Source organism: Amycolatopsis sp. cmx-8-4, assembly GCF_046548675.1.
Lineage (GTDB): Bacteria > Actinomycetota > Actinomycetes > Mycobacteriales > Pseudonocardiaceae > Amycolatopsis.
Map to the genome: position 1 here is coordinate 24,942 of NZ_JAEBDZ010000052.1, position 12,623 is coordinate 37,564.

Annotated in this window: 8 protein-coding genes and 1 pseudogene; 4 read left to right on the forward strand and 5 right to left on the reverse strand. The window is 68.2% G+C overall.

Going from position 1 to position 12,623, the window contains the following annotated elements; all coding sequences use genetic code 11:
* Window positions 1–3: 3 nt before the first annotated feature.
* Window positions 4–1,521 (reverse strand): serine protease, encoded by a 1,518-nt coding sequence (locus tag ACLJQZ_RS46935; RefSeq protein WP_410628063.1) that lies wholly within the window; start codon window positions 1,519–1,521, stop codon window positions 4–6.
* Window positions 1,506–1,826 (reverse strand): CU044_2847 family protein, encoded by a 321-nt coding sequence (locus tag ACLJQZ_RS46940; protein ID WP_410628065.1) that lies wholly within the window; start codon window positions 1,824–1,826, stop codon window positions 1,506–1,508. Before ACLJQZ_RS46940 ends, ACLJQZ_RS46935 begins: the two co-directional genes overlap by 16 nt.
* Here ACLJQZ_RS46940 and ACLJQZ_RS46945 point away from each other — a divergent pair.
* Window positions 1,816–2,265: an ATP-binding protein gene (locus ACLJQZ_RS46945; RefSeq protein WP_410628067.1), complete on the forward strand. Its 450-nt coding sequence runs from the start codon at window positions 1,816–1,818 to the stop codon at window positions 2,263–2,265. The two genes, ACLJQZ_RS46940 and ACLJQZ_RS46945, sit on opposite strands and share 11 nt — an antisense overlap.
* A gap of 13 nt (window positions 2,266–2,278) precedes the next feature.
* Here the strand turns inward: ACLJQZ_RS46945 and ACLJQZ_RS46950 are convergent, their stop codons facing one another.
* Both ACLJQZ_RS46950 and ACLJQZ_RS46955 read right to left on the reverse strand, forming a co-directional pair.
* On the reverse strand, window positions 2,279–3,631 hold the full coding sequence (locus ACLJQZ_RS46950) for a hypothetical protein (RefSeq protein ID WP_410628069.1): 1,353 nt from the start codon (window positions 3,629–3,631) through the stop codon (window positions 2,279–2,281).
* 257 nt (window positions 3,632–3,888) lie between these two features.
* Window positions 3,889–4,551: a hypothetical protein gene (locus tag ACLJQZ_RS46955; protein WP_410628070.1), complete on the reverse strand. Its 663-nt coding sequence runs from the start codon at window positions 4,549–4,551 to the stop codon at window positions 3,889–3,891.
* Window positions 4,552–6,079: 1,528 nt separating this feature from the next.
* On the opposite strand from ACLJQZ_RS46955, the pseudogene ACLJQZ_RS46960 reads away from it, so the two are divergent.
* From ACLJQZ_RS46960 to ACLJQZ_RS46970, 3 genes and pseudogenes are all read left to right on the forward strand, one after another.
* Window positions 6,080–6,877 (forward strand): annotated as a pseudogene (locus tag ACLJQZ_RS46960) (DNA polymerase Y family protein); the annotation flags it as partial.
* 387 nt (window positions 6,878–7,264) lie between these two features.
* Window positions 7,265–8,191, forward strand: coding sequence for a transposase (locus ACLJQZ_RS46965; protein WP_410628077.1), 927 nt, complete (start codon window positions 7,265–7,267; stop codon window positions 8,189–8,191).
* 837 nt (window positions 8,192–9,028) lie between these two features.
* Complete coding sequence (locus ACLJQZ_RS46970; RefSeq protein WP_410628071.1) at window positions 9,029–10,177, forward strand: hypothetical protein; 1,149 nt, start codon at window positions 9,029–9,031, stop codon at window positions 10,175–10,177.
* 260 nt (window positions 10,178–10,437) lie between these two features.
* Here ACLJQZ_RS46970 and ACLJQZ_RS46975 read toward each other — a convergent pair whose 3' ends face one another.
* Window positions 10,438–11,955, reverse strand: coding sequence for a recombinase family protein (locus tag ACLJQZ_RS46975; RefSeq protein WP_410628073.1), 1,518 nt, complete (start codon window positions 11,953–11,955; stop codon window positions 10,438–10,440).
* Window positions 11,956–12,623 lie beyond the last annotated feature (668 nt).

Consider the following 12,623-nt stretch of genomic DNA (forward strand, 5'->3'; position numbering starts at 1 on the left):
CCTTCATCTACTCGAAGCCCGCTCGATCTTGCGGGTGATCTGGCGGTACCGGTCGTCGGCGGCCAGTTCGGTGACGTCGTCCAGGGACGGGCTCAGCTCCAGCAGCGCGGAATTCCGCCGCAACGCGGCCGACAGCGACCGCCCAGCCAGCGCGAACATGCACGGAGCGAATTCGCGCCGAAGTGCCTCGACGAGGCCCGTATCGGCGATCGTGGCCGGCAGTACCAGCAGCAGCCGGCGGCCGATCCGCGTGCGGACCTGGGCGCCGGACTGCGTCCAGGCTGCGTCGATGCCGTCCGGGTCGTCTTCGTCCACGAGCACTCCGTCCCGATCCAGCAGGCTCCAACGCGCGGCGGTGACCAGCCGGCGAGGCAGGCCCGTCTCCGCATCGGTTTCGGCATCCACAATGGACACCGGGATGACCTCCCAGTGCTGGTCCACGGCCGCGCGACCGGCGTGCAGCTTGACGGTCAAGTCGCAGGCCGCGGGCAGGTGGACGACCCGCGGTTCTTCGCAGGCGCGTTCCCGGGCCAGCTGGATCGCGGTGTCCGGTTCGACGAGCGGGCGCTTCGCGTACCACGCGAAGGAAGCCGCACCGGAGAGCAGCCGAATTGGTTTGGCCGGCGACCGGGTCGCCCGCGCGAGCTCCTCCAGGGCGTTGCCGAGGTCTTCCAGATCGAGGTTCAGCAGGGCCAGCGCCGCTTCGTCGGCGTCGAGCCCTTCTGGTGGCGGGTTATCCAAGGCCATCAGCATCGACCGCCGGACGACCGGACCGGCGTCGTCGAGGTCGACGGCCAGCAGTTGCAACACCCACTTGAGCCGCCGCCGAGCCCCGGCGAGCGTGACCACGTCGGCGGCGGCTTCCTGGTTAGCGGCTCGGACGTCGTGCCCGGCGGTCGCGAGGACGTCGAGAATCGTGCCCGCCGGGATCAGTGCCCCACCGAGATCAAGTTTCGCGTCTCGGGTCTGCGCGAGCATGCCGACCAGCTCTCCGGTTTGCAGGTCGATGGTGCCCGCACCGCTCGCGCCCGGCTGCACCTGGCTGCCTTTGGTCTTGACGAACACGTCGGTGGTCCCGTCCCGGACCCGCTGGCCCTCGCTGACGAGGTCGAGGTGATCCCAGACCGGCAACCGCACGATCAGGGGACAGCCGTACGCGTACAGCTCGCGTCCTGCTTCCGGGAAGGTACTTCCCACTGGAACAACCGCGCAATCGGCGACGTCGACGGAGAGCAGCGCGACGTCCGGGTAGGCGAAATTGGCCTCGGCACCGGTGTCCGGCTCCCGAACCAGCAGCGTCGCGTCGTACTCCTCACCACGGTACTGAACGACATAGCGGCGCCCGGCCGGAACGACGTGCGCACACGTGACCACTTTGCCGGGAGCGACGAAGAAACCCGTCCCGATCGACGGCGTGCGCCCGTCCGGGTCCACGGCCAGAACCCGGACGGTGGCCTCGATCAGGTTGTCGCGGTGGCGGGTCGCCAGGCTGCGCACGGCGGGCTTCAGTCCTTCGCCCACTCCATGGTGATCTTGACTGCCCCTTCGGCTTTGCCGTCGGCGAACATCGCGGTGATCTTGCCGGCTTCCATGGCGAACCCCACCGAGAACTCGACCGTGGTCTTCTCCGGTTGCATCGCCTTCAGCGCCTTGCGCAGCTCACCGGTGAAGTCCTTGATCGAGTCCAACGCGCCGGAGAGGCTGGGCAGCCCGGCAGCGACCTTCTGCTCTCCCCCACCCTCGCCGATCGCGTCTAGATCCACGACGGGCACGACAACGGTCTCGCCGCCCGGTGTCTCCGCCTGCACCAACATCGTGTCGGCCATTCCCACGCTCCTCCGGTCGCAGTACGAGTCGTACGCGCGGGGTTCGCCGTTACCGAAAAGCGCGGCGCACGACCGAACTCGAAATCGCCCAAGCCCACCCGGAGCGAGCCAGTGGCGACAGGTCATCGAGGACGCCCTCGGCGACACCGCTGCGCTTGCAAGACCTTGCCAGCGAACTGCTCCTGCTGGCACGCCTGGACCCGCCATTCCCGCAGCCGACCATGAACGCATTTTCGACCGCTTCACCCGCCTTGACGACGCCCGCACCGGTGACACCGGCAGCACCGGCCTCGGCCTGTCGATCGCCCGCCGAATCGCCGCCGCCCACCACGGCACGTTCAGTGTCGATGAGATAGACCGCAGCGCACGCTTTACCGTACGCATCCCACTCACCACAGCCGACATCCCCGGCCGAACTGACCAGCTCGAGGGCTTGTAAACGTTCGTTTCACTCAGCCACAGCGGCGTCGTGACAGCAGCTCAGCAAGGCCGTTTATGATCGTGGTCTCGACAGCACCGTCTTGGCCCTGGCTGCGGAAGTGGCCGATCAGGCCGTAGCAGCACATCGCACCACCACCGATCTGCGGGTGATCGGGTGACCAGCCGCTGGCGTACTGCCACGCCCCGCCGGCGGCTAGGAGGTCGTCGGTGGGCAGGTAGGTCGGTAGCTCTCCGGCATACCCGAGCACCCAGACCCCGTCAGGGCCGCCATGGCGCTGCCGGAGCCGAGCCGCGTAGCCGGCGACCGGTTCGCCGCCGATCATCGCGATCCGCAGAGGTTCCCCGCCCGTGAAGACCCACCCTTGCAGCGGCACTGCCACGCCGGTGGCGTATGAGCCGTCGTCGATCTGGCCGATCATCATCTTGGCGTGCCGGCGCATCCATCCCGGCATCGCCGTGTTGGCTTGGCGGGCGGCGAACTGCTGCCGAAAGCCGTCGAGATCGGGCGGGAGATCAAGGGGAACGTCAAGCTCGGCATAGGCACTCTCCACAGGCCCGGATACCGGCCGCCCCGGCGACGCCGCGGCCCTGACGACCGCCTCGCCGAGCCCGGCACTGGCAGCCTCCACACCGACCCAGCTGTTCACCGGTTCCGGGTTCTGGTCGCCAGCCGCGCCGGGCAGGAACTGCGCGAACGCCCCGGTCGACTGTTCGATCACCGCGATCGCTCGACCTGGATAGTCGGCATCGAACTCGGCCAGCATCGGCGCCGCGACCGGGTGGCAGCCATAGCCGAACAGGATCGTCAGCGGATCCCCGCCCGCAGAGCGGGCCACGAGCACCGGCAACTGCGTCTCGACCTCGGGCATCGCCTCGCGATTGATCGAGAACGACTGACCCGTGACCTGGTAATCAAGCACGCACGGGCGAGCCGTGGCGGCCAGGGTATCCCGCACCAGGGCGACGACCCGCTCCCCGACCCACTCGGCGTAGGTGGTGATCAGGTCCAGCTGGTGTGAATTGGTGATGTTGTACAGCGTGTAAGCCGTGACGTCAGCGCTGGCCACTGGCCCGTTGTGCGTATGCGTGGCCGTCAGCACGAAGTCCGCGGAACCGACACCCAACCCGACCACCGCCGCCCGGATCCGCTGGTGCAGCCGACGCGGAAATCCGAGCAGATCGGCGGTCACCAGCACAGACGGATTCCCGGCCATCCACAACACTGTGCACCGGACCGTCAGCGGCGTACATGTTCCCGTCGCGATCCGCGGAGCATCGAGACCGTATCCGGCCATTGCGATACCGGGCGGTGGCGTGATGTCCGCCTTCCCGGTAGCCACCTCAGTCCGGATCGTCGGCTCCATGCCGTCCCCTCCCAAGATCACCCTGTTTGATCACGCGGACCCCGGCGTCGCCGGAGGACTCCACGACGATTATGTAGGGTGTTATACACATACGTCCGTTGGACCGGTAGCCGGTACGGCGCTGCAGGGGTGGGGCGTAGAAGTTGCGGGCTCGGCTAGGAGCTGTCCTGTAAGTCATCCGAAAGGCTCGGACCGAAACACGCGCCCGGTTCCGATTCCTCGGTCCGGCGCGTTCCCGATAGGTAGCTGGTCCGTCGTCATCGGTTATCCCACAAGACATAGTCCACCACCACTTCGCCCGACGAGCGCGAATCGGAGAACGTGAACACTGCGAGGTTCCCACTCGTCGTCAGAGCGCAGACCGATCGCCCGGACGCTGTACCGCTCCGCGGTACTCGGCTGCCCCTCAGTTCCGAGGGACATCCGTCAGGCCGGGTGTCCGTTCGGCCGGAAAGCGCGAGCGCGGTATCGGAAACCGCACTGATACCGGTGCTGTCAACGACTATGTCGGCGCCCTCACCCGCGAAACCGGTCTTGCCCGTGTCGAAGTCGAAGCCGGTCGACGTTCCCAAAGACACGCGATCGGAGGCCAGTTCCGTGAGTTCGGGCGGTGACGGCGATTCCGTCGTCGCAACCGTGGTGGACCGGGTGGTCGGGGTCGTACCCGGCGTCTCCGCAGAAGAGGGTGACGTGACCTGCGGAACCGAGCTCGAGAGTTGCGGCGTCGCGGTCGGCTGCGGTGGCGAGTCGTGCCCACCCCACAAGGCCACCCCGCCGGCCACGACCAAGCACAGAACGCCGAGGGCAGCGGTCACCTTGATCCCGGCCGGGGTCAGCGGGCCGTGCACGTTGAGCGGCGGGAGCCTGAGGGCACCACTCGTGCCGGCGGCGAGGAGCAGCGCGACAGCGATCACGAACACGGCCAGAGCCGACGGGTCGGACCACCCCCTCATTCAGCCGGCTCCCCGCTCTTCGCGCTTCCGACATCGGCAGGAACACACGCGCGGCCCTGGCCGAGCCCTGAGTTCCTAACGCAGCTCAGGGACAGCACCACCAGGACCATCGCCGCCCAGCCCGGCCACCTAGCTGCGGTCGACAAGAGCAGGTAGAGGTGTACACCAGCCGTACCGGCAAAGACGAAGGCGAGAAGCAGCCACCCGAACCGACTCGGTGTGACCCGTGTTTCACGCTGTGACATGGGGCGACTCCTCAATCAGCAGCTAGGTCGTCCTTCACTGCGCCGGAGTTACAACCCCGGGGCGAGACTGGGCCGGCACCAGCGGAAACGAGGACGCCCGACGACCGCCGGCCTCCCGGCCCCACAGCCGGCCGCTCTGCGCGGCCACAGATGCGGCCGGCCGCCGACGACCGTCACCGAGGTGGTCTCGACGCATCCACGCCTCCGGCAACGACCGACACCGCCAGGCCGAGCCAACGCGGGGAACGCCCGCCGCAGCGGGGAAGCCGTCAGCCGACCGCCACGCACAGCTCCGCCGGACCGCGCAGGATCGTGTTCGGCCCGTCTGGGCCTAACGCTGCCCGGCGGCGCGTTCGCCGCGAGGCAAGTAGGCGGTCACCCACGTTGCGTTGGATGCAACTCCGCCTGATCCCGGCTTGACAGCGCCCCCGAGTCCTTCCACTATTCGAACAAAGGTTCTAATCGAGGTTCTGGGTTCGCCCGCGGCTTCCCCACACGGGTGTCTCCGGTGCGTGTTCGTGGTGCTGGAGGTGCGGCGTGGCGCTATCCGAGGCGGTGGCCGGGCTCACCGCGATCCCCGGCGTCCGCACCGCCGCGCAGCTGAACGCACCGAACCCGGACACTCCCGCCGCGCCCGGAGGGACGCTCCCGGTCGCGCCGCCGCTCGCCGGGCCGCTGCCCGCCAGTGGCTTGCGGCGTGGCAGCACCGTGTCGGTCACCGGCTCCGCGGCGCTGGTCCTGGAGCTGCTCGCTGACGCAACCCAGGCCGGATCCTGGGCAGCGATCGCTGGGATGCTTGACCTGGGCGTCGCGGCCGCCGCGGAGCTCGGCGTCGACCTCGACCGGCTCGCGCTGGTGCCCGACCCCGGGCCGAGCTCGTCGCGGTGCTCTGGGCTCTGGGCTCTGATCGACGGCTTCGACCTGGTCGTACTCGGCCCCGTCTCGCCCCGAAGAATCCGACCGCAGCTCGCACGCCGCCTTGCCGGGCGGGGCCGCAACCGAGGCGGTCCTGCTCAGCACCACCCCGAGGCCCGGCGCAGACGTCGAACTCAGCGTCTCCAGACGCCACTGGCAGGGCATCACCGCCGACGGATCCGGCTACCTGCAGTCCCGCAGCCTCGTCGCGGCCAGCCGCGGACGCGGCGCGGCCGTCCGCCCGCAAACGGCAGCGCTGCAGCTTCCCAGCCCGGGCGGCGCCATCGCCGCCGGTGAGCCGCTGGCCCCCCGCGGCGTCTGACTGAGGCGACCGGATGACCGGCGAGGCCGCGCGGTTGCTGGTGCTGTGGTGCCCGAACTGGCCGGTCGCCGCCGCCGGAGCCGCCGCAGGCACCCTCCCGCTCACGCCGGCCGCGGTGTTCTACGCGAACCGGGTCGTGGCCTGCTCCGCGGCCGCGCGCCGCGGCGGGGTCACGCAGGGGATGCAGCGGCGGGACGCGCAGTCGCGCTGTCCGGAGCTTGTGGTGCACCAGCACGATCCGGACCGCGACGCCCGGCTCTTCGAACCGGTCGCCGCCGCGGTCGAAGCGCAGGTCGTCGGGGTCGAAGTTGTACGCCCCGGCATCGTCGCCGTCCCGGTCACCGGCGCGGCCGGGTACTTCGGCGGAGAGGCAGCCCTCAGTGAACTGCTCATTGACGAGGTCGAAGCGAACGCTGGGGTGGAGTGCCAGGTCGGGATCGCCGACGGCCTGTTCGCCGCGACCCTCGCCGCCCGCCGCGCGACCCTGGCTCCCGCCGGCGGGTCGGCGGAGTTCCTGGCGCCGCTGCCCATCACCGAGCTGAACCAGCCAGGCGCGGACCGCGGCGAGCTCGTCGACACGCTCCGGCGGCTGGGGCTGCGCACCCTCGGCGCGTTCGCCGCGCTGACCGAACGCGACGTCGCCAGCCGCTTCCCGCGCGACGCGATCACCGCCCACCGGCTCGCCCGCGGCCTGTCGGAACGGCCGCCGCTGCGGCGTGCCCTGCCGCTGGAGCTGTCGATCACTGAGGAGTTCGAGTATCCGCTGGCGCGGGTCGACGAGGCCGCGTTCGTCGCGAAGACTCTCGGCGACGCCGCCGGCGGCCTGGACTTCGACTACCCGGGGTTCGTGCACACCGTGCTGGTGGACATGCGCGCCCGGCTGGCCCGCTCCGCGCGGCCGGACCGGATCTTCCAGGTCGTGCTGGAGGTGGCCCGTCAGGCGGGGCTGGTGGGACGGCGGCGAGTGCTGGACTCCACCCCGATCTACGACGCGGTCGCCACGATGGACACCATCACCCTGATCCGCTCGGCGATCCGGGGACTGCTCGCGGCCGCCGACACTGCTCTGAACGCGCAACTGCGGGCGGTGATCACGAGTGGAGATGACTACACCAGCACCGGGAAACCGCAGATCGACTGGGACGACCAGGATGCCCGGGAGGTGTTGGTCGATTCCCGGGCGCGGGACGGGTTCGCGATGCTGGGGCTGCTGGAGGGACGGGCGTTGGCCGAGCCGGTGGCTCAGGCCGTGCGCCTGCTGGCCACGGTGCTGGGGCAGGACCTGACCGACGATGGCGGGGTGTTCCGGATTGCCCGCAAGGTCGCCGCGGATCGGGTCATCTCGACGGTGGATCCTGCGGCCCGTCACGGCCACAAGACGAGCGCCCGTGGTTTTGATGGCTACAAGGGGCATATCGCGATCGATCCGGACGCTGAGATCATCACCGCTACCGAGGTCACGCCCGGCAACAGTGGTGACGCGGAGGTCGCCGGGGATCTGCTGGCCGACATTCTGCCCTCCGAAGCCGAAGCCGAAGCCGAAGCCGGCGGGCAGGCTGCGGTGTATGGGGATGCCGCTTACGGCGCCGGGGAACTGCTGGCCCAGTTGGACAACAACAATGTCCATAACGGACTGAAGGTGCAGCCGTCGTCCCGGGTGAAAGGGCATTTCAGCAAGGATGATTTCGGCATCGACCCGGACGCGGAGACTGTGACCTGTCCGGCAGGCAACACCGTGGCTTTCCGTGTCCGCAACGGCGGCCGTCACGCCGCGAAAGCCGAGTTCGGTGCCGCCTGCGCCACCTGCCCACTGGCTTCCCAGTGCACAGACGCGAAAGCCGGCCGCAGCATCACCATCGGCCACTACGAAGCCTTCCTGGCCGCCGGCCGTGCTCGACAGGCCGATCCTGTCTGGAAAGCCGACTACCGGGCCACCCGCCCGAAAGTCGAACGCAAAATCGGCCACCTCATGCGCCGCCGCCACGGCGGACGCCGCGCCCGGGTCCGCGGCCTGACGAAAACCGCCGCTGACTTCTCACTGCTGGCCGCCGCGGTCAACCTCGCACGACTGGCCACGCTCGCAGTCACCTCCACCGCACGCGGATGGGCCACCACCACCGCGTGACCCCGGCCAGCCCAGCCACCCCACAGCCGCCAGACGCCCCGCCCAGCCAACAACCGGGCCATCACGACGCCGGACCTCCTCGGCCGGACCGACCCTTTGCTTGACCACCAACGGCGATCAGACCGGCCTGTCCGCTATTCGGAGCCTCGATCAACCCCCAGCACCCCCGTTTGACACCAGCCACCTAGGCGATGGTCCAGTGCGGCCCATGGCGATGCGCGCCCGGAACGACTGGGCCAGTGGCCCGTCGGGCAGTGGAGCAGTCCACCGGTAATTCGGGCGCGGGCCAGTGCAGCCGCGACGAGCGTGCGGCCGTAGCCGAGCAACCGGTAGCCTGCGGCGACGTGGACGTAGTCGCGGGTGGTGGCTCCGCACGGGATGCAGATACTGAGCGTCACCGTCGCGACTAGCGTGCGGTCGAAGTGAAGGGCGATCTGGCAGGTCAGCGTCCGGGGCGGTGGCGCACGGACGATGAGGAGCAGTCCGTCGCCGAAGGTCGGGTCGAACGCCCGCGGGCTCGTGACGTCGAGGTGGGCCCATTCGGCGAGGCGCCGCTCGGCCGGGTCGCAGGCCTCGGCTGCGCGACGGACCTCGCACAACCCGCAGCGCCCTGCTCGTACTGCGCCACGATCCGGACCTGCGGAGGCCGTCTCCGTGATATGTTCGAGACGGGCAGCCTGAACGGCCTTTCTCCAAGTCTGAGTCCCCACGCGACGAAGACGCTGAGGACAACCGCCAACGGCGGCTTTCAGGGAAGCTCTACCTGTTGGCTCGAGATCTCTCTCATGTCACAGGGCTGGCAGGCGTGGGGTGTATAGCCCGGAACAAGAGATTGAGATGACTCCGAACAACAACACGCCGAGCCGCGCGCTCCAGCAGGACGCGCGCGCTTGGTCAGCCTTCACCGGCACGAAATACACGTCCGCGCTGCGGCAAGTGAGTTCCCCCCTTGCCCAAGGTCTCCTCGGTCCACGGGTCAGCGCCCGACGGCTCATCGCCGTCCTCAGCGATCACGAGCTGATTGGCGCACAAGGCGGCGTCCCCCTCCTCGGCGAGGACGGGGTCCGTTCGGACTCGCCGTGGCACTTCGACGGCAAGAGCGACTACATCCAGCTCGCCCTCATCACGGATATGCTCCGGATGTTCACGCCCACCTCGGGCGCCGAGGCTGCAGAGGTCGGCAGCTACTCCTTGAAGCACACCGCCGAGTGGTTCCTCAGCCCACACTGCTCCTACGTGTCCAACGGCCGACTGATCTGGGCGGCAGCCGCGCTCGGACTTCCGATCGCAGACCCGAACAGAGACGGCCCAAACCTTCTGATCGGCGTGTCCGAGCGCGAGCACGATTACGTGCACCGGATGGTCGGCTCTGGGCAGACTCGACCGCAGGTCCACCACTACCGTCCTGCTGGATATGAGCAGCTACGCACCGTGCTTACGCGGGCAGCAGACGGCGAATCCATCCCCCATGGCTGGGTCCCGCCGGCGCCGGTCGGCGAGCCTGCTCCGTTCCACGACTGGCTGATCCGGCAAGTCGGCCGCAACGACGTCGTGGGCGACCTCGCGGCCGACTACTCCGCTGGCGTCCGCGACAGTGACCACCGCATCGCGTGCACCGCCAGCGAGCTTCTGGCGATCTTCCACGAGGTCTCGCACTCGTCCGAGGCCTACGACACCGTGGTCTCCGCGATCGCGGAGTGGATAAGGACGGAGCCCTCGACGACGTACATTCGCACCGAGCAGATCAGCGGCGATTCGCACGACCACCGAGGATGGGGCGCCGGTTCCGGAACGACGGAGCGATACGAATACCTGTGCCCCTGCGGCGACGGGACGATCATCGAAGAGCACGACAACATCCCAGGCTTCCGCGAGCACGATGTATGGATCGCTTGCGACAAGTGCCGTGCAGAATGGCACTTCGTCGAGGGCAGGGGTGTACGGGACTGGGCACTGCAACCCGCGTCCGTGAGCGCCGCGGTCTGACAGATGATGCAGAACCGACGGGCATCTTCAGATGCCACCTGTCCGCTTGTCGTCACAAGTCAACATGACCTCAGGCTGGGCATTCCGATGCTGACTGGACCGCCGTCGTGGGCGTGCGCTCGTCCGGTCGAGATCGGGGAGCTTGGCGGTAGCTGCGTGCAGGCTGACGGTCGCGTGTTCATCGAATGGTCCCAGAACAACCCGGCCAAACCACGATCGCCGCCTTACTCGCTGCGTGGGCGCCCCCGTTGCAGTGCCGTTCACACAAGGCCTGGGCAACCTGTCGCTGTGGTTGAGCCGACGCAGCGGCGAGTGACACGACTGACGGTCGTGGCTAGCTCCGTCGAGCTTCTTCCAACTGTTCGCGCGTGAAGACGATGCCGTCGCGGACGTCCTTCTTCGTGATCCTGGTCAGGCCGTTGTCCTTCGGTCGCTCCGGCCGGTCGAGCGGTTCGGTGTTGATGTCGTCGAGCAGTCTCTCGATCAGTGGCGCGATCACCGAACCGGAGTAACCCCAGGCAACGTCGTAACTGCCGCCGGGAGCTGGGTACAACGAGCCGTCCTCGCTGCGGACCCACACCTCGTTGCCCGAGGACTGACTCCTGCTTCTTGACGAGACCATCCATGGCCTTCTGCAGCTGCGTACGTTGAGCGTCACGCTCGTCGGCCTCACCGGTGTCCATACCCGCCAGCTGGGCATCGAGGATCGCTCGGCGTTCCGGGCCGAAGACGCGGTCGGCGAGAAAGGCGGCGACGGCGTCGAGGAGCGCGTCTTCGCGCAAGTAGAGCGTCTTGGGATGACCGAGGTAGTTGTCCGGCCGGCCGCAGTTGTTGTTGCTCGGTCGGCACAGGTAGTAGGCGCGTTCGCGGCGAACTTCGCCGACCATGCGACGGCCGCAAGGGCAGAACACCCTGCCGCGGAACAGGTAGGTCCGCTTCGTCTGCGGGTGCGAGTTCGGCGCGTTGCTCGCACGGGATCGCTGCTTGCTCTGCCGGCGACCGATGAGCTCGTCGTACATCCACTTCGGAATGAGCGGCTCGTGGGCGGGCTCGGGCGACCAGACCCACTTGATCGGGTCGTTGTGCTTGCCTCGGCCCGACCGGGTGGCACGGCGGTTGTAGACCTGGTAGCCGGTGTACTTCGGGTTCCGGAGGATGTCGTTGATGCTCGACCGGCTCCAGCACCCCCTCGCTCGGCGACCACCGGGCGGGCTCGGCGGCGGGTGCTTCACGAGGTCTTGGTTGAGCAAGTCCGCGATGACGTCAGTGCCCAAGTGGTCGTAGTAGACCCAGGCTGCGATCTGCGTCACAGTCTCACCGCAAGGTCCGTCCGGCTCGAGGCGGGTCTTCGTGATGCCCTTGGCCGCCTTCGCCGGGTTCGGGTGCCGGAAGGCTTTGGCCTTGTAGCCGTAACAGGGCTTGCCGATGTTCCAGCCTTCTCGCACGTGGGTGCAGAGGCCGCCCCAGGACTGCTCGAGGGTGTTCAGGACTTCGTACTCGGCGACGGACTGGTTGATTCGGCGCTGCAGGATCCGCTGGGCTCGGCTGCCCGAGACACTGATGGTCTCGTTGACCGCGGCGGTGGTCACCCACCAGAACGCGCCACTCGCGACCAGGTCGCCCAGACGGAGCGCCTTCGGCGCACTGGTTCCCAGCATGGCCTGACGGCCACGCGTGCCGGGGAACATGTCGGCATTCGGAGCAAGTACCAAAAAGCCATTTGCGAACAGCGTAAACACCGCAAACGCGGCCGCACCCGAACATACTCCCAACGTCATCGCCAACGACACCTTCGTAGATCACAAGACCTCCCGTTGAGCAATGACTCACCAGGAACAGTCACGTGCGGGGACGATCGGGTCCATGCGTGAGCGGTGAACGGCCGTCACCTCAGGGAGTGCCGTGATCGATTTCGGGCGCAACGGAACTTCGGTGCGCCGAATGCGACTACAGCACCAGCCGGCTCCTGGCACGCTCAGAGGAACGTCATGCGGAATCGAGTCACTCCCGATGCCCTCCCGGTTCACGCGATCGCCGGCTCCCACGTCGTCCTGCTCGGCATCGACCTCCCCGAACAAGCCACCCAAGGACTCCTCGGATTCTCGATCGAACGATCCGATCCGACCAAAGGGGACGCCACTCGGTCGGCGGAATGAAGGTCTTCGAGGAGACCTCCCACAACATCGCACCGCGGACATCGGTCGGCCTGCCGAACCACCCCTGCAGTCCTTCCAGTGGATGACTACACCACCGAGCCCGACCACATCTACGCCTACGTCCCTGGACACTGACGACGGCCTGCCCGTCTAACAGACGGTTCTAGTGCCTCGTCAAGGAACGTTGACGTGGTAACCGTGTCGCGTGGACATCCGGGCCGGTGATCGCCAGGCTGGCCGGTGGAGGTGAGCCATGGCGCGTCAGCCGGAGGTGTTCGCGCGGTCGCTGG